The 20,749-nt window shown below is 63.5% G+C and carries 14 protein-coding genes; 11 read left to right on the top strand and 3 right to left on the bottom strand.

Annotation, left to right across the window (positions count from 1 at the left end):
• Positions 1-55: 55 nt before the first annotated feature.
• The 3 genes from V3H56_RS02380 to aceE all read right to left on the bottom strand — a co-directional run bounded on the left by V3H56_RS02380 (position 56) and on the right by aceE (position 6,064).
• A complete protein-coding gene (locus V3H56_RS02380) occupies positions 56-1,447 on the bottom strand; it encodes an alkaline phosphatase D family protein (protein ID WP_047736089.1) in 1,392 nt (463 codons plus the stop codon).
• A 316-nt stretch (positions 1,448-1,763) separates the two neighbouring features.
• Entirely contained in the window at positions 1,764-3,407 is a 1,644-nt protein-coding gene (gene aceF / locus V3H56_RS02385; protein ID WP_047736088.1) for a dihydrolipoyllysine-residue acetyltransferase, read from the bottom strand.
• A gap of 11 nt (positions 3,408-3,418) precedes the next feature.
• Positions 3,419-6,064: a pyruvate dehydrogenase (acetyl-transferring), homodimeric type gene (aceE, locus tag V3H56_RS02390; RefSeq protein ID WP_047736087.1), complete on the bottom strand. Its 2,646-nt coding sequence runs from the start codon at positions 6,062-6,064 to the stop codon at positions 3,419-3,421.
• A 382-nt stretch (positions 6,065-6,446) separates the two neighbouring features.
• Here aceE and glnE point away from each other — a divergent pair, with 382 nt between their 5' ends.
• The 11 genes from glnE (at position 6,447) to V3H56_RS02445 (ending at position 20,746) form a co-directional block, all read left to right on the top strand.
• The gene (gene glnE, locus V3H56_RS02395; protein WP_338474180.1) at positions 6,447-9,386 is read left to right on the top strand and encodes a bifunctional [glutamate--ammonia ligase]-adenylyl-L-tyrosine phosphorylase/[glutamate--ammonia-ligase] adenylyltransferase; all 2,940 of its coding nucleotides are present in this window, start codon (positions 6,447-6,449) and stop codon (positions 9,384-9,386) included.
• Positions 9,387-9,686: 300 nt separating this feature from the next.
• Complete coding sequence (gene waaF, locus V3H56_RS02400; RefSeq protein WP_042731221.1) at positions 9,687-10,721, top strand: lipopolysaccharide heptosyltransferase II; 1,035 nt, start codon at positions 9,687-9,689, stop codon at positions 10,719-10,721.
• Between the two features lies 1 nt (position 10,722).
• Positions 10,723-11,781 (top strand): lipopolysaccharide heptosyltransferase I, encoded by a 1,059-nt coding sequence (waaC, locus tag V3H56_RS02405; protein WP_042731222.1) that lies wholly within the window; start codon positions 10,723-10,725, stop codon positions 11,779-11,781.
• A complete protein-coding gene (locus tag V3H56_RS02410) occupies positions 11,781-12,905 on the top strand; it encodes a glycosyltransferase family 4 protein (protein WP_042731223.1) in 1,125 nt (374 codons plus the stop codon). The genes waaC and V3H56_RS02410 overlap by 1 nt, the downstream gene beginning before the upstream one ends.
• A complete protein-coding gene (gene rfaP, locus V3H56_RS02415) occupies positions 12,902-13,708 on the top strand; it encodes a lipopolysaccharide core heptose(I) kinase RfaP (protein WP_042731224.1) in 807 nt (268 codons plus the stop codon). The genes V3H56_RS02410 and rfaP overlap by 4 nt, the downstream gene beginning before the upstream one ends.
• Positions 13,708-14,442, top strand: coding sequence for a lipopolysaccharide kinase InaA family protein (locus V3H56_RS02420; RefSeq protein ID WP_042731225.1), 735 nt, complete (start codon positions 13,708-13,710; stop codon positions 14,440-14,442). The genes rfaP and V3H56_RS02420 overlap by 1 nt, the downstream gene beginning before the upstream one ends.
• Entirely contained in the window at positions 14,439-15,191 is a 753-nt protein-coding gene (locus V3H56_RS02425; RefSeq protein ID WP_042731226.1) for a lipopolysaccharide kinase InaA family protein, read from the top strand. The genes V3H56_RS02420 and V3H56_RS02425 overlap by 4 nt, the downstream gene beginning before the upstream one ends.
• Positions 15,191-16,651 carry a lipopolysaccharide kinase InaA family protein gene (locus V3H56_RS02430; protein WP_338474181.1) on the top strand — a complete coding sequence of 487 codons (1,461 nt, stop codon included), beginning with the start codon at positions 15,191-15,193 and terminating at the stop codon, positions 16,649-16,651. The genes V3H56_RS02425 and V3H56_RS02430 overlap by 1 nt, the downstream gene beginning before the upstream one ends.
• 327 nt (positions 16,652-16,978) lie before the next feature.
• A complete protein-coding gene (locus tag V3H56_RS02435; protein ID WP_047736082.1) occupies positions 16,979-18,736 on the top strand; it encodes a carbamoyltransferase in 1,758 nt (585 codons plus the stop codon).
• Positions 18,720-19,850: a glycosyltransferase gene (locus V3H56_RS02440; protein WP_047736081.1), complete on the top strand. Its 1,131-nt coding sequence runs from the start codon at positions 18,720-18,722 to the stop codon at positions 19,848-19,850. The genes V3H56_RS02435 and V3H56_RS02440 overlap by 17 nt, the downstream gene beginning before the upstream one ends.
• On the top strand, positions 19,850-20,746 hold the full coding sequence (locus V3H56_RS02445; protein WP_042731095.1) for an antimicrobial resistance protein Mig-14: 897 nt from the start codon (positions 19,850-19,852) through the stop codon (positions 20,744-20,746). Before V3H56_RS02440 ends, V3H56_RS02445 begins: the two co-directional genes overlap by 1 nt.
• The last annotated feature ends 3 nt before the right edge of the window (positions 20,747-20,749 follow it).

Here is a 20,749-nt window from a genome sequence, read left to right on the forward strand (position 1 = left end):
AAGGGATTTCTCCAGTCGCCAGCCGATCAGAGGGCACGCCAGGTGATGCCGTCCGTCACCGCAAGGGAATATCGACGGTCTGCACCGGGTTGCCGTCACGGTCGTGGAACGTGGCCTGGACGCTCTGGGCCGTGATGTTCAGGCGTGCGAAGTTATCCTGGCTGAGGACTTTGCTGGTCAGTTCGTAGCGATATTCTCCGTCGCCCGTGCGGGCCATGGGCTGGTCGAAGATAAAATCCGTGGCCTTGGCATAAGGCAGCAGCTTGCTGTTGCAGAACGGCGAGGCCACCAGGGTGTTGACTTCGAAATCAGGATCCTCGCTGTGTCGCAGGCGGCTGGTCATGGCGCCATGGACATCGCCCGAGATGAAGATCACGTTCCTGACCCGATGCTTGCGCAGGGTTTCCAGCAGCCGCAGGCGCTGTTGCGGGAAGGCCTGCCAGGCATCTCCATCATTGCGCTTGCTGTCGGGGTAGAACAGCACGCTGGTCACCACGAACTTGACCCGGGCGGGGCTGCCAACGAGCCATTGGAGCAGGGCCTGCTCCTGCTCTTCATCCAGGAGGCGGCGGTCATCTGCCGACAGGTTGCGTTGGGTACGGCTGTCGGTGACGAACCATCCGACGTCGCCGTGGGCAAACCGGTACCAGTAGCGTTTGAGCGACTTATCCAGCGTGCCGTTGGCCAAGCGTTCATGGGCCGGGCCATGGCTGGCCTGGTAAAGCGCGTACGCACTCATGGCGTTGGCATAGAGCACCTCGTCGTTGCCGGACCTGTTGGCGGGCCAGTTGTCTTCGATTTCGTGGTCGTCGAGGATCATGTAGGTGGGCACCTGCGCCATCAGTCGCCGGATGTGCGGCTGGGAGAATGCCGTGCGGTACTTGAAGAGAATGTCCTTGTAGGTCCGGTCAGGGGCCACCACGTTCAGGTCGTCGAGGTAGACCTGGTCCCCGGTCATCAGGACCGCGCTGATCGGCGGGTCGGCCTGGGCCACGACGCGGTTGATGCCGGCAAAGGTGCGGTCCCCGAGCGCGGGCCGCGAAGGCACGCCGGCGGTGATCCGCAGGTAGCGGCAGGAGCCGACGATATAGGCGCGCGGCAGGCCGGGCTCGTTGGTTGGCGTGCGCAGGCGATAGGTGTTCCTGGGCCATTGCAGCGGCAGTTCCTCAACGGTCCCTATGGTGTGGGTCGGGCTTAGCGGGCTGAACCAGCCTGCCTGGTATTCATAGGCCGTACCGGGCTCAAGGCCATCGAGCACGATGACATCGGACATGTCGCGGTAGGCCTTCAACTGGACGAAATGGCCCTTCGACCAGTGGGCGTCGCCCAGGCGCCGGTAGCGAACACCGGCGAATACCAGGCTGTTGTCATGATCGCCGCGCAAGAATATCCGCGCGTGATCCGTCGTGGTGTGGCCAACGATCGGGCCGACGGTGGGTATGAACATATTCGAATCCATTCGAAATGCAGCGTTTCAGTTAAGGAGGGTACGAGCGCAAGGGTGTCGCGCTGTGCCGATGCTAAGGCGCGAGGCGGGACAAATATCGACAGGCGAGGGGACGCAGGATGTGGGCAATGACTAACAGAGGGCGTAGTCAGTCAGGCGGGGAAGGGTAGGAAAGTTTGCCGGTGTACGGCGTGGCGCTTCAGCCCTGACGGCCAGGCAAAAAAAGCCCCGTCAAATGGACGGGGTTGAGGTACGAGCGTGGCGCTCGGAAAACAGCGGTGCGAGTGGCCCTTCCCTGGGGAAGGGCCACTCGGCGTTACAGCAGGATGGTACGAATGTCGCCCAACAGATCGCTCAGACGCTTGGTGAAGCGTGCAGCAGCGGCACCGTTGATCACGCGGTGATCGTAGGACAGCGACAGCGGCAGCATCAGCTTCGGCTGGAAGGCCTTGCCGTCCCAGACCGGCTGGATGGTGGCCTTGGAAACACCCAGGATCGCCACTTCCGGCGCGTTGACGATCGGCGTGAAGCCGGTGCCGCCAATATGGCCGAGGCTGGAGATCGTGAAGCAGGCGCCCTGCATGTCGTCGGCGGTGAGCTTCTTGTTTCGGGCTTTTTCGGCCAGGGCAGCGGCTTCGCCAGCCAGTTGCAGCAGGCTCTTCTGGTCGACGTTGCGGATGACCGGTACCAGCAGGCCTTCCGGGGTGTCGACGGCGAAGCCGATGTGCACGTACTTCTTGCGGATCACAGCCTTGCCGCTTGGAGCCAGCGAACTGTTGAAGTCCGGCAGTTCCTTGAGCAGGTGCGCGCAAGCCTTGAGCAACAGGGGCAGCACGGTCAGCTTCACGCCGGCCTTTTCCGCCACGGCTTTCTGCGCCACGCGGAAAGCTTCCAGCTCGGTGATGTCGGCCTGGTCGAACTGGGTCACGTGCGGAATGTTCAGCCAGCTGCGGTGCAGGCTCGACGCGCCGATCTGCATCAGGCGGGTCATGGCTACTTCTTCGGTTTCGCCGAAGCGGCTGAAATCCACCGCCGGGATCGGCGGAATGCCCGCGCCACCCGAGGCGCCTTCGGCCGGTGCGTTCTTGGCCTTCTGCATCATGGCCTTGACGTACACCTGCACGTCTTCTTTCAGCACGCGGCCGTGTGGGCCGCTTGGGCTGACAGCCGACAGCTCGACGCCGAACTCACGGGCCAGTTGTCGCACTGCAGGGCCTGCGTGAACCTTGGCACCGCTTGGCGCAGGGGTCGCGGCAGGGGCCGGTGCTGGCGCAGCCTCGGCCTTAGCGGCAGGGGCGGCAGCGGGAGCGGCTTCGGCCTTGGCAGCCGGCGCGGCGGCTTGAGCAGGTGCTGGCGCGGCAGGAGCAGCAGCGCCGGCCACTTTCAGCTTCAGGATCAGGTCACCGGTTCCGACTTCGTCTTCCAGCTTGATCTCGACGCTCTCCACCACACCGGCGGCGGGCGATGGGATTTCCATGCTGGCTTTGTCGGATTCCAGGGTGATCAGCGACTGGTCGGCTTCGACGGTGTCGCCGACCTTGACCAGGACTTCGATGATCTTGGCCTTGCCCGACGAACCGATGTCCGGGACATGGATGTCCTGGACAGACGCTTCGGCTGGTGCGGCCGCCGGTGCTGGGGCTGCTTCGGCAGCCGGTGCGGCAGCAGGCTTTTCAGCGGCGGCCGGGGCCGCTGCCGGCGCGGCCGCTTCAGGCGCCGCGGCGGCGCCCTCGACTTCCAGCTCCAGCAGTTCGTCGCCTTCTTTCAGGCGATCGCCCAGCTTCACTTTCAGGCTCTTGATGACGCCGGCCTTCGGCGCAGGCACTTCCATGCTGGCCTTGTCCGACTCGAGCGTCAGGATGCTCTGGTCGGCTTCGATACGGTCGCCGACCTTCACAAACAGTTCGATTACTTCACCTTCACCGCTGCCGATGTCAGGTACGCGAATGAGTTCGCTCACGAAAATTCTCCTCAGCAGTCCAGTGGGTTGCGTTTTTCTGGATCGATGCCGAACTTGGCGATGGCTTCGGCCACCACTTTCGGTTCGATATCGCCGCGGTCAGCCAGGGCTTCCAGGGCTGCCAACACAACGAACTTACGGTCGACTTCGAAGAAGTGACGCAGCTTCTTGCGGCTGTCGCTACGGCCGAAACCGTCGGTGCCCAGCACTTTGAACTCCTTGGAAGGAACCCACTGGCGGATCTGCTCGGCGAACAGCTTCATGTAGTCGGTAGAGGCAATGACCGGACCCTTACGGCCGCTCAGGCACTCTTCGACATAGCTCAGCTTAGGCTTCTGGCCAGGGTGCAGACGATTGCTGCGCTCCACGGCCAGGCCGTCGCGACGCAGTTCGTTGAAGCTGGTGACGCTCCAGACATCGGCACCGATGTTGAATTCCTCGCGCAGGATCTTCGCCGCCTCACGCACTTCGCGCAGGATGGTGCCGGAGCCCATCAGCTGGACGTGGTGCGCGGCTTCGCGGGTGTCTTCCTCGAGCAGGTACATGCCCTTGACGATGCCTTCCTCCACGCCGGCCGGCATGGCTGGCTGCTGGTAGGACTCGTTCATCACGGTGATGTAGTAGAAGACGTCCTGTTGCTCTTCGGTCATCTTCTTCATGCCGTCCTGGATGATCACCGCCAGCTCGTAGCCGTAGGTTGGATCATAGGTGCGGCAGTTCGGGATGGTGCCGGCCAGCATGTGGCTGTGACCGTCTTCGTGCTGCAGGCCTTCACCGTTGAGGGTGGTACGGCCGGCGGTGCCGCCGATCAGGAAGCCACGGGTGCGGCTGTCGCCAGCGGCCCAGGCCAGGTCGCCGATCCGCTGGAAGCCGAACATCGAATAGAAGATGTAGAACGGCAGCATCGGCTGGTTGTGGCTGGAGTACGAGGTACCGGCGGCAATGAAGGAGCTCATGGCGCCCGCTTCGTTGATGCCTTCCTCGAGAATCTGGCCTTTCTTGTCCTCGCGGTAGAACATCACCTGGTCTTTATCGACTGGCTCGTAGAGCTGGCCGACGGACGAGTAGATGCCCAGTTGGCGGAACATGCCTTCCATACCGAAGGTACGGGCTTCGTCCGGGATGATCGGGACGATGCGCGAGCCGATTTCCTTGTCCTTGACCAGTTGCGCGAGGATCCGCACGAAGGCCATGGTGGTGGAGATTTCACGGTCGCCCGAGCCGTCCAGGATCGCCTTGAGGGTGTCCAGTGGCGGGGTCGGGACGCTGAAGCTCTTGGCGCGACGCTGTGGCACGAAACCACCCAGCGCGGCACGGCGCTCGGCCAGGTAACGGGCTTCGGCGCTGCCTTCTTCAGGCTTGAAGAACGGCAGGTTTTCCAGCTCGCTGTCCTTGACCGGGATGTCGAAGCGGTCGCGGAACAGCTTCAGGCTATCGACATCGACCTTCTTGGTGTTGTGCGCGGTGTTCTTCGCTTCGCCGGCGCCGGTGCCATAACCCTTGATGGTCTTGGCCAGGATGACGGTCGGCTGCTCTTTGTGGTTGACCGCTTCGTGGTACGCCGCGTAGACCTTGTACGGGTCGTGGCCGCCACGGTTGAGTTTCCAGATCTCGTCGTCGGACAGATCGGCAACCATCGCCTTGAGTTCAGGCGTGTTGAAGAAGTGCTCACGGACGAACGCGCCGTCCTTGGCCTTGTAGTTCTGGTACTCGCCGTCGATGACTTCGTCCATGCGGCGTTGCAGGATGCCGTCGACGTCCTTGGCCAGCAGTGGGTCCCAGAAACGGCCCCAGATGACTTTGTTGACGTTCCACTGGGCACCACGGAACACGCCTTCGAGTTCCTGGATGATCTTGCCGTTGCCGCGAACCGGGCCGTCGAGGCGCTGCAGGTTGCAGTTGATGACGAAGATCAGGTTGTCCAGCTTCTCGCGGCCGGCCAGGGAGATCGCGCCCAGGGATTCCGGCTCGTCGCACTCGCCGTCGCCCATGAAGCACCAGACTTTCTGCTTGCCCGGCTCGATGAAGCCACGGGCTTCCAGGTACTTCATGAAACGTGCCTGGTAGATCGCCTGGATCGGGCCCAGGCCCATGGAAACGGTCGGGAACTGCCAGAAGTCAGGCATCAGCCAAGGGTGCGGGTACGAGGACAGGCCGTTGCCGTCCACTTCCTGGCGGAAGTTGTTCATCTGGTCTTCGGAGATACGGCCTTCCATGAACGCACGGGCGTAGACGCCGGGCGATGCGTGACCCTGGAAGTAGATCAGGTCGCCGCCGTGTTCATCGGTCGGGGCCTGGAAGAAATAGTTGAAGCCGATGTCATACAGCGTCGCGCTGGAAGCGAAGCTGGAGATGTGACCGCCCAGGTCAGAATCTTTCAGGTTGGTGCGCATGACCATGGCCAACGCGTTCCAACGTACCAGCGAGCGAATGCGGCGTTCCATGAACAGGTCGCCAGGCATGCGTGCTTCGTGGGTCACGGGGATCGTGTTGCGGTACGGCGTGGTGATGGCGTAGGGCAGTTGCGAGCCGCTGCGGGTCGCGAGTTCACCCATACGGGTCATCAGATAATGAGCACGGTCTTCGCCTTCTTTGTCGAGAACCGATTCCAGGGCGTCCAGCCATTCCTGGGTTTCGACGGGATCGAGGTCTTGCATGGCTTGCTCCAGGGCGGAAAGGCTACCAGAATCGGTTGCCTGAGTTTGCGACTGGCCTTGTGGGCAGACGATATAAATTCTTGGATTGCCGAAGGTAGATTCGACGGCGTGTAGTTTTACTACAAATCGTTGGCCGTTTCAGCTTTTCGAATGTATAGACGAGTAGTAAAACTACACAAGAGCGGCTTATGGCCCCTCGTTTCGTTGTGAGAATAATCGTTACTGTTGGTCTTTACCCAACTCGAACAGGTAAAAACTTGATGTCGGCTGCCAATAAAATCAGATTTTCAGCTATTTATCATCTTTGTTCGACAGTCGATCAGGTAGTGGTTTTTGAAAAAACACTACATCCAGCCTTCCCCGCGCCGATCAAGGATAGACCATGAGCCTGCCCTCGCTTGCCGAAGTACCGGTCATTCTCCAGTCATTGGTCAGTCGGGCCGAGGAGTCGTTCCGTGCGGCGGTCGCTTCGCTCGACGACGACCACGGCCTGTCGAGCTGGACGCCGCAGCACTGGGAGGCATTCCGGCGCGTCGCTGCCGCCAGTGACTTTGTCATCGAGCAAAGTGTGCGTGACCCGGCGATGCTGTTGGCGCTGGTGCGCAGCGGCGAGCTGGACCGCGGCTTCGCCCCCGGCGAGATGCGTGCGCAGATTGGTGCCGCGGTCCAGGCTGCCGAGACCGAAGACGAACTGGGCCGCGTCCTGCGTCGCCAGCGCACGCGCCAGCAGGTGCGGATCATCTGGCGCGACCTGACCCGCCAGGCCGACCTGGTGCAAACCTGCCGCGATCTCTCCGACATGGCCGATACCTGCATCGACGAGGCCTACCATTGGTTGTACCAGCGCCTCGCCCAGCAGTTCGGCACCCCCACCGGGCGGCGCAGCGGCGAGCCGCAGCAGATGGTCATTCTCGGCATGGGCAAGCTGGGGGCGGTGGAGCTGAACCTGTCGTCGGACATCGACCTTATCTTTGCCTACCCGGAGGGGGGCGAAACCGTCGGCGTCAAGCGGCCGCTGGATAACCAGGAGTTCTTCATCCGGGTCGGCCAGCGCCTGATCAAGGCCCTGGACCCGATCACCGTCGACGGTTTCGTGTTCCGCGTGGACATGCGCCTGCGTCCTTATGGTTCGGCCGGCGCACTGGTGCTGAGCTTCAATGCCCTGGAGCAGTATTACCAGGACCAGGGGCGCGACTGGGAACGCTACGCCATGATCAAGGCGCGCGTGGTCGCGGGTGACCAGGTGGCCGGTGCGCAGTTGCTCGACATGCTGCGTCCGTTCGTTTATCGCCGTTACCTGGACTTTTCCGCCATCGAAGCGCTGCGCACCATGAAGCAGCTGATCCAGCAGGAAGTGCGGCGCAAGGGCATGGCCGACAACATCAAGCTCGGGTCGGGCGGGATTCGCGAGGTGGAGTTCATCGCCCAGGCGTTCCAGCTGATCCACGGCGGTCGCGACCTGAGCCTGCAGCAGCGCCCGCTGCTCAAAGTGCTGGGCACTCTCGAAGGCCAGGGGTATCTGCCGACCAAGGTGGTCGACGAACTGCGCCAGGGTTATGAATTCCTGCGTTATACCGAGCACGCGATCCAGGCCATCGGCGATCGCCAGACCCAGATGCTGCCGGACAGCCCGCAGGACCAGGCGCGGATTGCCTTCATGCTGGGGTTTGCGCACTGGCCGGCGTTCCATGAGCGGTTGATGTATTGGCGCGAGCGGGTGGCCTGGCACTTCGGCCAGGTCATTGCTGACCCCGACGAAGACGAGGGCAGTGAGAGCGAAGTGGTGGTGGGCGGCGAATGGCTGCCGTTGTGGGAAGACAGCCAGGATGAGGAGGCGGCCTGCCGCCAGTTGGAGGCGGGCGGTTTCAGCGATGCGGCCAAGGCCCTCAAGGCCCTGGCTGTCTTGCGCGGCAGCCCGCAATTGCGAGCGATGCAACGCCTGGGGCGCGAGCGTCTGGACGCCTTCATTCCGCGCTTGCTGGCCCAGGCGGTGGAGCATGCCAACCCGGACCTGGTGCTGGAGCGCGTATTGCCGCTGGTCGAAGCGGTGGCGCGCCGCTCGGCTTACCTGGTGCTGTTGACGGAAAACCCCGGCGCCCTGCGGCGCTTGCTGACCTTGTGCGCGGCGAGCCCGTGGATCGCCGAGCAGATCACGCGTTTTCCTTTATTACTCGATGAGCTGCTCAACGAGGGGCGCTTGTTCAAGCCGCCGCTGGCGCCGGAGCTGGCCGCCGAGTTGCGCGAGCGCCTGACACGAATTCCCGAGGATGATCTTGAACAGCAGATGGAGGCGCTGCGGCATTTCAAGCTGGCGCACCGCCTGCGGGTGGCTGCATCGGAAATCGCCGGCAGCCTGCCGCTGATGAAAGTCAGCGACTACCTGACCTGGCTGGCCGAGGCGATTCTCGAACAAGTGCTGGCCCTGGCCTGGCGCCAGACGACCGCCAAGCATGGCATGCCGTTGCGCACCGACGGCAGCTTGTGCGATCCGGGCTTCATCATTGTCGGTTATGGGAAAGTCGGCGGCCTTGAATTGGGGCATGGTTCCGACCTGGACCTGGTCTTCATCCATGACGGCGATCCGCAGGCCGAAACCGACGGGCCGAAGCCGATCGATGGCGCCCAGTTCTTCACCCGGCTTGGCCAGCGGATCATTCACTTGCTGACGGCCCAGACCAACTCCGGGCAGCTCTATGAAGTGGACATGCGCCTGCGTCCGTCCGGGGCGTCGGGGTTACTGGTCAGCTCCCTCGGGGCGTTTGCCCGTTATCAGGAAAATGAAGCCTGGACATGGGAGCATCAGGCACTGGTGCGGGCCCGGGTGCTGGTGGGCAGTCAGGACGTGGGCCTGGCATTTGAAAATGTCCGCGCCCAGGTCCTGGGGCGCAAGCGTGACTTGTCGATGCTGCGCCAGGAGGTCAGCGAGATGCGCGCCAAGATGCGCGATAACCTTGGCAGCAAGGCCACCGCTGCCGGAACCGCGGCAAATGCCTTCGAGGCCACGGCGCCGTTCGACCTCAAGCAGGACGCCGGAGGTATCGTCGATATTGAATTTATGGTGCAATACGCGGCCCTGGCGTGGTCCGAGGAACACCCGTCGTTGCTGCGCTACACCGATAACATCCGCATTCTGGAAGGGTTGCAGGAGGTCGGGTTGATGCCGGCCGAAGACGCCACCTTGTTGCGCGAGGCCTACAAAGCCTACCGCTCCGCCGCCCACCGCCAGGCCCTGCAGAAAGAGGCCGGGGTGATTGCAGGCGACCAGTTCGTGGATGAACGCCGGCAGGTGCTGCGGATCTGGCGGACGTTGGGGTTGAATTGAGTACTGATTGATGTGGGAGCGGGCTTGCTCGCGAAGGCGGAGTGTCAGGCGAAGTAGAGGCTGCATGTGCCAGCCTCTTCGCGGGCAAGCCCGCTCCCACAGTTGGATTGGCGGTGCTTCACCGCACTTGAGGCGAATGAAGACCCCTTGTGGGAGCGGGCTTGCTCGCGAAAGCGCAGTGTCAGGCAAAATAGATGTTGGATGTGCCGGCCCTTTCGCGAGCAAGCCCGCTCCCACAGTGGATTGCAGTGTCTTTAGGCGGGGAGGCGTAGGCCTCCCCGTAGCGTTTTTGGAAACCACATGAATATTCTGATCGTTGGGCCCAGTTGGGTCGGTGACATGGTGATGGCGCAGACACTGTTCCAGTGCCTGAAGCAGCGCCACCCGCAGTGCGAAATCGACGTCCTGGCCCCCGAGTGGAGTCGGCCGATCCTGGAGCGCATGCCACAGGTACGCAAGGCCTTGAGCTTCCCGCTCGGCCACGGCGCGCTGGAGCTGGCGACCCGGCGGCGCATCGGCAAGTCCCTGGCCGGTCAGTACGACCAGGCGATCCTGCTGCCCAACTCGCTGAAGTCGGCGCTGGTGCCATTCTTTGCCGGCATCCCCAAGCGCACCGGCTGGCGCGGCGAGTTCCGCTACGGCTTGCTCAATGACGTGCGCACGCTGGACAAAGAGCGTTATCCGCTGATGATCGAGCGCTTCATGGCCCTGGCCTACGAGCGCGGGGCCGAGTTGCCCACGCCGTATCCGCGCCCCAGCCTGGCCATTGACCCGGTGAGTCGCGCGCAAGCCCTGGCCAAGTTCGGCCTGAGCCTGGACCGCCCGGTGCTGGCCCTGTGTCCGGGCGCCGAATTCGGTGAATCCAAGCGTTGGCCGGCCGAGCACTACGCCCAGGTCGCCGAGGCGAAGATTCGGGAAGGCTGGCAGGTCTGGCTGTTCGGCTCGAAAAAGGATCATCCGGTGGGCGAGGACATCCGTTCGCGGCTGATCCCGGGGCTGCGCGAAGAGTCGGTGAACCTCAGCGGCGACACGTCCCTGGCCGAAGCCATCGACCTGCTGTCCTGTGCCGATTCGGTGGTCTCCAACGACTCCGGCCTGATGCACGTGGCCGCGGCCTTGAATCGCCCGTTGGTGGCGGTCTACGGCTCCACCTCGCCGGGCTTCACCCCGCCGCTGGCCGACCAGGTCGAAATCGTGCGCCTGGGCCTGGAATGCAGCCCATGCTTTGACCGCACCTGCCGCTTCGGGCACTACAACTGCCTGCGCCAGCTCATGCCGCAGTCGGTGAACGAGGCCCTGGAGCGTTTGCAGGGCACACCCGTGGAGGTCGAGTAACTTGCGGGTATTGCTGATCAAGACCTCCTCGCTGGGGGATGTGGTCCACACGTTGCCAGCCCTGACCGATGCGGCGCGGGCGATCCCCGGGATCAAGTTCGATTGGGTGGTGGAAGAAGGCTTCGCCGAGATCCCGACCTGGCACCCGGCCGTGGGCAAGGTCATCGCGGTGGCGATCCGTCGCTGGCGCAAGAACCTCTGGCAAACGATCAAGAGCGGCGAGTGGCGACGCTTCAAGCAGAGCCTGCGCGCCGAAAAGTACGACCTGGTCATCGACGCCCAGGGCCTGTTGAAAAGTGCCTGGCTGACCCGTTACGTCAAGGCGCCGGTCGCCGGCCTGGACAAGGATTCGGCCCGCGAGCCCATCGCCGCGCGCTTCTACGATCGCCGCCTGGCGGTGGCCCGCGGTCAGCATGCGGTGGAGCGCGTGCGCCAGTTGTTCGCCGTGGCGCTGGGGTATGATTTGCCCCGGACCCAGGGCAGCTACGGCCTGAATGTCGATCGCCTGGTTGAATTGCCGCGCAAGTACCCTTATGTGGTGTTCCTGCACGGCACGACCTGGGAATCCAAGCACTGGCCCGAGCTGTATTGGCGCCAGCTCACCGAGCGCATGGGGCAGTTCGGCGTGGTGGTGAAGCTGCCGTGGGGCAACCCGTTGGAGAAGGCCCGGGCCGAGCGTATCGCCAAGGGCCTGCGCAATGTCGAAGTGTTGCCGAAGCTGAACCTGGGTGGCATGGGCAAGGTGCTTGCCGGCGCCCAGGCCTGCGTGGCAGTGGACACCGGTCTCGGGCACCTGGCTGCGGCCCTGGACGTGCCGACGATTTCGCTGCTGGGCCCCACCAACCCGATTCTGACCGGTGCCTATGGCAAGGGCCAGGTTCACCTCGCCAGCGATTTTCCCTGTGCACCCTGCATGCAGAAGCAGTGCACTTACCCGCCGACCGCCGAAGATGCCCGTCGGTTTGACCTGAAACGCGAGCAGCCCCTGTGCTTCACGCGTCTGAACCCCGAGCGTGTGGCCAGCCACCTGAGCACGTTATTGGCTGAGGAGCCGCGCTGATGCAATTGGCTTTTGTCCTTTACAAGTATTTCCCGTTCGGAGGCTTGCAGCGTGACTTCATGCGCATCGCCCTGGAATGCCAGCGGCGAGGTCACCAGATCCGCGTCTACACGCTGATCTGGGAAGGCGACGTCCCGCCGGGTTTCGAAGTGCTGGTGGCGCCGGTCAAGGCGTTGTTCAACCACCGGCGCAACGAAAAACTCAGTGCGTGGATGGAGGCCGACCTGGCCAAGCGCCCGGTGGACCGCTTGATCGGTTTCAACAAGATGCCCGGCCTGGACGTGTATTACGCCGCCGATGGCTGCTTCGAAGACAAGGCGCAGAACCTGCGCAATTCCCTGTATCGGCGTTGGGGCCGTTACCGGCATTTCGCCGAATACGAACGGGCGGTGTTCGCCAGGGACGCCAGGACCGAAGTGCTGATGATCTCCGAAGTCCAGCAGCCGTTGTTCATCAAGCACTACGGCACGCCATTGGAGCGCTTCCACTTGCTGCCGCCGGGCATCGCCCAGGACCGCCGCCGGCCCGCCGATGCCGATGAGATCCGCGCCGCGTTCAGGGCCGAGTTCGAGTTGGCCGATGATGAGCTGCTGCTGGTGCAGATCGGTTCCGGATTCAAGACCAAGGGCGTGGACCGCAGCCTCAAGGCCCTGGCCGCGTTGCCTGCCGAGTTGAGAAAACGGACCCGGCTGTTTGTAATCGGCCAGGACGACCCCAAGGTATTTCAATTGCAGAGTGCCGCGCTGGGGCTCGGTGACAACGTACGGTTCCTCAAGGGCCGTAGCGACATCCCGCGTTTCCTGCTCGGGGCCGACCTGTTGATCCATCCTGCGTACAACGAAAACACCGGTACCGTGCTGCTCGAAGCGTTGGTGGCCGGGTTGCCGGTGCTGGTCAGCGCGGTGTGCGGGTACGCCCATTACATCGCCGAGGCCGACAGCGGCCTGGTGCTGGACGAGCCGTTCGAACAGGCGCAGCTCACCGAATACCTGGGGCGTATGCTCAGCGATGCCGACGCCCGGGCGGCGTGGAGCCGCAATGGCCTGGCCTTCGCCGAGACGGCTGACCTCTACAGCATGCCGCAGCACGCGGCCGATGTGATATTGGCGGAGCAAGCGCAATGAAACTGATGCTGGCCGAACCGTTCAAGCGCCTGTGGGCCGGGCGCGATGCGTTCGTCGAAGTCGAGGCGCTCCAGGGCGAGGTCTATCGTGAACTCGAAGCCCGGCGCACCTTGCGCACGGAGGTGGACGGCCACGGTTTTTTCGTCAAGATCCACCGTGGCATTGGCTGGGGCGAGATCTTCAAGAACCTGCTCACCGCCAAGTTGCCAGTGCTCGGTGCGGGGCAGGAGTGGGCCGCGATCCAGCGCCTGCAGGAAGTCGGCGTACCGACCATGACGGCCGTCGCCTACGGCGAGAAGGGCCGCAACCCGGCTGACCAGCACTCGTTCATCGTCACCGAAGAACTGGCGCCGACCATCAGCCTCGAAGATTTCAGCATCGACTGGGTCAAGCAGCCGCCGCAACCGGCCCTCAAGCGTGCCCTGATTGCCGAAGTGGCGCGCATGACCGGCATGATGCACCGCGCCGGGGTCAACCACCGGGACTGCTACATCTGCCACTTCCTGTTGCACACCGACAAGCCGGTGACCGCCCAGGACTTCAAACTCTCGGTAATCGACCTGCACCGTGCCCAGACCCGCGCGGCGATCACCCGACGCTGGCGCAACAAGGACCTGGCCGCGCTGTATTTCTCGGCGCTGGACATCGGCCTGACCCGCCGCGACAAGCTGCGCTTTCTCAAGGGCTATTTCCAGCAGCCACTGCGCGAGATCCTCACGCAGGAGGCGGCCCTGCTGAGCTGGCTCGAAGGCAAGGCCAACAAGCTCTATGCCCGTAAGCAGCGGTATGGGGACGCGCTCTGATGTCGGGTTGGAAACTGGAACCTTCCTATGCCGAGCTGGCGCAGGACTTCGGCAGCCTCGACGCGGTGTTTGCCTTGCAAGGGGAGCGGCTGACCCGCGACCCGCTGTCGGAAGTGATCCGGGTGCAACGCAATGGCGTGAACTATTACGTCAAGCGCTACGTCGGGGCTGGCAAGGGCTTGCGTCGTTACCTGGGCAAGCCACGGGTCAAGTCCGAATGGCAGAACCTCAAGCGTTTCGCCAAGTGGGGGATTCCCACCGCCGAAATCGTGGGCTGGGGCCTGGAGCGACATGGCGCCACTTACGCCCGCGGTGCGATGATTACCCGCGAACTGCCCCACACCGAGGACCTCTCGGCGCTGGCCGAGCGGCATGATCCGCGGCTGGGCGACCGTGCCTGGGTCGACGGCGTGAGCCGGCAACTGGCCGCCTATACGCGGACCATGCACGATCATCGCTTTACCCACAACGACCTGAAGTGGCGCAACCTGCTGATCGATGACCGCTCGCGGCTGTTCCTGATCGACTGTCCGAACGGCGATTTCTGGCGCGGCTTCTGGCTCAAGTACCGTATCACCAAGGACCTGGCCTGCCTGGACAAAGTGGCCAAGTATCATCTGTCGGCGACCCAGCGGCTGCGCTTTTACCTGCAGTACCGCCAGCGTGACCGGCTCGACGCGTGCGACAAGAAGCGCATTCGTCACGTGGTGAGATTTTTCGAGGGGCGTGAATGACTGATTTCCTGGCCGCTGAAGACCGTGCGCTGCTGCAGCGTCACGGCCTGGACAGCTTTGATGCGCTTTGGGCGCGGCAACTGGACGCGGTGGACGAACCCAACACCTCGGGCGAGGGCTGGAGCAGCGTGTTCCGGCTGGACCTGGAGGGCCAGGGGTATTACCTCAAGCGTCAGAACAACTACCTGACGCGCACGCTGTCGCACCCGTTTGGCGAGCCGAGTTTCTCCCGGGAGTTTCGCAACATCAGTCGTTATCGCGAGTTGGGAATCCCGGCGTTGCAGGCGGTGTTCTACGGTCAGCGCAAGGTTGACGGCCAAGTGCGGGCGATCCTGCTGACGCGGGCCCTGGACGGCTGGGATGACCTGGATTCTCTCTTGCAACGCTGGCCGAGCCTCACGGCAGCGCAGCGCACCACCATCCTGCAGGCTTGCGGCCAATTGGCGCGGCGCCTGCACGGCATGCGCCAGGTGCATGGCTGCTTCTACCCCAAGCACATCTTCCTGCAAGCCACCGCCAGCGGCTATCAGGCGCAACTGATCGACCTGGAAAAGACCCGGCCGCTGCTGTTTGGCCTGCGCGATCGGGTCAAGGACCTCGAACCTTTGCTGCGGCGCGCGTCCGTCTGGAATGAAGGCGAAGTTCGCCAGTTGCTGTCCACTTACCTGGATCAGCCCCAGGACGCCGCGCTGGTGGACAATTGGTTGACCCGCCTGACCGCCCGGCGCAGCCACAAGGAAACCCGCTGATGCAGTTGTCCGAATTGAAGAGCGCCGGTCGCCGCCCAGCCCTGCCTTTGAGCCTGGAACTGGCCGATGCCGCCGGCCCGGCGCAATTGCAGTTGCTGTCGTTGTTGCGGGTGCTGCCGGGGCAGCGCTACGTCGGCGCCGGTATCTGGCGCGGTCGGCCGGTGCTGGCCAAGCTGCTGGTGGGCAGCAAGGCGCCCCGGCACTTCCAGCGGGAACTGCAAGGCGTGCGCTTGTTGGCCGAGCAGGGGTTGACGACGCCGTTGTTGTTGGCCGATGGCCTGAAGGACGGCGAGGGCGGCTGGCTGCTGTTCGAATTGCTCGAAGACGCCGAGAGCCTGGGGGACGCCTGGAAACAGGTCGAGCCACTGCCCTTGCTGGCCGACGAACAGGCGACGGTCCTGGCCGAGGCCCTGGGTGCGATTGCGCAACTGCACGGCAAAGGGCTGTGGCAGGAAGACCTGCACCTGGACAACCTGCTGCGCCACGGCGGCCAGCTCTACCTGATCGATGGCGCCGGCATCCGTGCCGAAACCCCCGGGCAGCCGTTGTCTCGGCAAAAAGTGCTGGAGAACCTGGGGGTGTTCTTCGCCCAGTTGCCCAAGTCCCTCGAACCGTTCACCGAAGAGCTGTTGGTGCATTACCTGCTGGGCAACGCCGAACACGCGCTGCCCATGGAAGCGCTGCAAAAACAGATCGACAAGGTGCAGGCCTGGCGCCTGAAAGACTTCCTGGACAAGGTCGGGCGCGAATGCAGCCTGTTCAGTGTGCAACGCGGGCCCTTCGGCCTGCGGGCGATCCGGCGAGACGAAGAGGCGGCGATGCTGCCGGTGTTGGAGCGTGCGGACGCCTTGCTTGACCAGGGCCACCTGTACAAGACCGGTGGGGCGGCGAGCGTCGGCAAGGTCGAAGTGGATGGCCGGGTCCTGGTGATCAAGCGCTACAACATCAAGAACCTGGCCCATTGGCTCAAGCGCTTCTGGCGCCCCAGCCGGGCCTGGCATTCCTGGCGCGAAGGCCATCGACTGGCGTTCCTCGGCATCGCCACGCCCAAGCCCCTGGCATTGCTGGAGAAGCGTTTCCTGTGGCTGCGCCGGGGCGCTTACCTGGTGACCGAGCACCTGTCGGGGCCAGACATCATCGAACGCTTCGCGCCGTACATCGACAACGGCGACGCGCCCGAGCCCGAGCTGCTGGCGCTGGACCAGTTGTTCGCCAGCCTGATCCGCGAGCGCATCAGCCACGGTGACCTCAAGGGGCATAACCTGTTCTGGCAGCACGACCGCTGGGCCCTGATCGACCTCGACTCGATGTGCCAGCACCGCACCCACGCCAGCTTCGCCCAGGCCTACGCCCGCGACCGCGCCCGCTTCATGCGCAATTGGCCGCAGGACAGTGCGTTGCATCGGCTGATCGACCAGCGGTTGCCGCAGACGATCGATAGCAGCTCGCCCGTTCTGTAAACCAATGAACCAGTCGGCGAACCCGTGGCGAGGGAGCTTGCTCCCGCTGGGTTGCGCAGCAGCCCCAAAGCCAGTCGGCACGGTGCGCCAGAAAAAACTGGGCAGACTCTACGACTGCTGCGCAGCCGAGCGGGAGCAAGCTCCCTCGCCACGGATGCGACGCTTAGCCAGCTCAATAGGCTGGATGGACGCCTGCCATTCACCGCTAGAGGCTTACCCGCGCTTTTACGCTATAATCCCGCCCTTTAGCTGCCCTACGCCCCGGCGAGCGGCACATTCATTTTTCGCGGCGCTTGTCGCCCGTATGCAGAAAAGAGGCTAGACCCTGTGGCATTGACGATTCTTGGCCTGTCCGGCGCCCTTAGCCATGATCCTTCCGCAGCGCTGTACATCGACGGCAAGCTGATCGCGGCGGCCGAGGAAGAGCGCTTCGTACGCGATAAACATGCAAAGAACCGCATGCCCTACGAGTCGGCGAAGTTCTGTCTGGAACAGGCCGGTATCAAACCGTCCGACGTCGATGTGGTGGCGATCCCCTTCGCCCCGATCAGCCTGTTCGGCGAAGCGCGCTGGCACTACGCCAAACGCTACTGGTACGCCCCGGACCGTGCCCTCGACGCGATCTTGATGGGTAACCGTCGCTACAAGCGCTATCGCCGCAAGATCGTCTGGTGCCTGGAGCAACTGGGCTTCGATCCGAAAAAGATCAAGATCGAGCCGGTCGAGCACCACCTGGCCCACGCTTCCAGCGCCTATCACTGCTCGGGTTTCCAGGAAAAAACCGCGATCCTGGGCATCGACGGCAAAGGCGAATACGCAACCACGTTCTTTGGCTACGGCGAAAACGGCAAGATCCACAAGATCAAGGAATTCTACGACCCGGATTCCCTCGGCGGCCTGTATGGCGCGATCACCGAATTCCTGGGCTTTGAAATGCTCGACGGTGAGTTCAAGGTCATGGGCATGGCGCCGTATGGCGACGCCACCAAGTACGATTTCTCGCGCCTGGCCTCGTTCGAGAACGGCGAGCTGGTGATCAACACCGACTACGCCAACGTGATCGGCCTGCGCCGCTATAAAGAGAAGGGCAAGGGCTTCTACTTCTCGCCGAAGCTGATCGAATGGCTCGGCCCGAAACGTGAAGGCGACATCGCCGACGAGCCATATATTCACTACGCTGCCAGCATGCAGGCGCTGTTCGAGAAGCTCGCGCTGCAGATGATCGACCACTACTTGGGCGACGTGCTCAAGGAAACCGGCAAGCTGGCGTTCGCTGGCGGCTGCGCGCTGAACGTCAAGCTCAACCAGAAGATCATCGCCCGCGACGACGTCAAGGAACTGTTCGTGCAACCGGCTTCCGGCGACGCCGGCACCGCGGTGGGCGCGGCGGCCTACGTGTCCCATGCCCGTGGCGTGCCGGTGGAGAAGATGGAACACGTCTACCTCGGCCCGGCCTACAGCAACGAAGACGTGATCGCCGCGTGCGCTCGTCATCCGAGCAAGCCGACATGGCGCAAGATCGACAACACCCCGGAGCGCATCGCCAAGATCATGGTCGACGGCAACCCGGTGGCCTGGTTCCAGGGGCGCATGGAGTTCGGTCCACGGGCCTTGGGCGGTCGTTCGATCATCGGTTGCCCAAGCGCCAGCGGCGTGGCCGACCGGATCAACGAGCAGATCAAGTTCCGCGAGCGCTGGAGGCCTTTCTGCCCGTCGATGCTCGACACCGTTGCACCGCAGATGATCAAGGTCGACCACCCGGCGCCGTTCATGACCTTCACGTTCGAAGTGGCCGAGGAATGGAAAACCCGCGTGCCGGAAGTCGTCCATGAAGACGGCACTTCCCGGGCCCAGGTGCTCAAGCGCGAATACAACCCGCGCTACTACGACATGATGAAGGCCCTGGAAGTGCTGACCGGCAACGGCGTGTCCCTGAACACCTCGCTCAACCGTCGTGGAGAGCCGATGATTTGCTCGCCGACCGATGCGTTGAACATGTTTTATGGTTCCGACCTGCAGTACCTGATCATGGAAGACATTCTGGTGGTCAAAGACGGCGTGGACGCTTATGACACGCTCGGCTGAGCGACATGTGCTGCAGTTCTGCCACGGCTATGACGGGCCGTTCCTCGACTGTGCCCGTCAATACGCCAGCTTGTTCGCCGGCACCGGCTATCGCGTGACCACGGTGTTTCTGACGGGGGCGGCGGATGCACAGGTCGCCGCCGGTTGCGCCTCGGACGAGGTGCTGTTCATGGAGTACAGCTCCAGCGCTGTTCGCGGCCTGAAGCTGGGCGCCATCGCCGACCTGCGCAAGATCGCCGCGTCGCGCAATTTCAGTTTCTGCATTGCCCATCGCTTCAAACCCATTTACATCGCCCTACTGGGCACCCGCCTGCCGGTGATCGGCGTGCACCACGCCTTTGGTGACTACCAGCGGCGTACGCGCCGGCTGTTCGCCCATCTTTTTCGCAAGCGCCTGAGTCTGCTCGGGGTTTCCGATGCGGTGCGTGACGACATGCGCCGCTGCTTGCCGGCATGGCCGGCGGCCCGGATCCAGACCCTCTACAACCGCATCGACCTTCAAGCCTCACAGGCAGCCCTGCTTGCCCGGGATGACGCGCGGCAGACTCTGGGGCTGGACAAGGACGCCTGGATTGTCGGCAACGTCGGTCGCCTGCACCCGGACAAGGACCAGGCTACGTTGCTGCGTGGCTTTGCCGCCGCGCTGGCGTATCTGCCGGCCAACAGCCAGTTGGCGATCCTCGGCAAGGGCCGCCTGGAGCAGGACCTCCGGGCGCTGGCGCTGGAGTTGGGCATTGCCGACCGCGTGCTGCTGCTTGGCCAGGTGCCCGAGGCGCGGCGTTATTTCCGTGCGTTCGATGTGTTTGCCCTGAGTTCCGACCATGAGCCATTCGGCATGGTGCTGCTCGAAGCCATGGCCGCCGGCGTTCCGCTGCTGGCCACGGCGTGCGGCGGCGCGAAGGAAGTGGTCGAAGGCGTGGGCATCCTGTTCCCGTTGGGCGATGCCGAGCACATGGCCCAGGGGCTGCAACACCTGGCGGCCATGGACGAGCACCAGCGTCGCCAGTGTGCCGAGTTGATGTTCGACCGTTTGCGCGAACGCTTTTCGGACCGCGCCGTACGCGACACCTTCTGGCGCTTGCCTCAAGTCATCGAACTGGCGCCGAGGGCCTGATGCTCAACCGATTCCAAGGCTGGCGCGAGCGCGGCTGGACGGCTGTAGACGCGTCGATCTACGCCCAGGCCTGGCACCGCTACGGCGGCAGCGTCGCCACCCATCCACTCGTGGTCGAACGCCTGGCAGGCCTGGCCGGGATTGCCGTGCGCTACCTGGCCTACGAACACGATGGCGACCTCAAGGCGGCCATTGCGACCTGGGGGCAAGACCTGGCGTTGTCCAAGGACGTGCTCAAGCGCAACGGCAAAAAGGGCCTGTTCGACCTGGGCAACGCCGAGCTGATTCTGCCGGCGGCCCCTGATGCCCAGGCGCCCCTGCGCCATCGCGCGCGCTATTTGTCGGCGCTCAATGAGGGCCGCTTCAGTGGCTTGAAGTTGCAGTCGGAACAGCTGGCCATGGCGCGCACGCCGGAAGAGCTGTCCAAGAAATTTCGCTACAACCAGCGCCGTGAGCTGCGTCTGCTGGAAGAGGCGGGCGGTGTGGTACGACCTGTCGAAGCGTTTTCCAGTGCGGACCTGGCCTCGATCTATTGCGATCTGTTCCTGCGTCGCTGGGGCTTTGCGGCCACCGGGGCCGAGCGCATGGGCGAGGTGATCGAGTTATTGCGCGAGTGGCTGATCGGTTCGGTGATTTTCCTCAATGATGCGCCGATCGCCATTCAACTGGTGTACCGCGTGGAAGCACCCGAGTGGATCAGCGTCGAGTACATCAACGGTGGCGTCGATCCGCAGACCCGTGAATTCAGCCCCGGCAGCGTATTGAGTTTCCTCAACACCCAAAGTGCCTGGGAACATGCCCGGGCCGCGGGCAAGCCGTTGCGTTTTTCCTTCGGCCGCGCGGACCGCGAATACAAGGATCGCTGGTGCAACCCTGTGCCGGTCTTTACCGTATGAACC

The sequence above is a fragment of the Pseudomonas sp. MS646 genome (assembly GCF_036693845.1).
Taxonomy (GTDB): domain Bacteria; phylum Pseudomonadota; class Gammaproteobacteria; order Pseudomonadales; family Pseudomonadaceae; genus Aquipseudomonas; species Aquipseudomonas chlororaphis_E.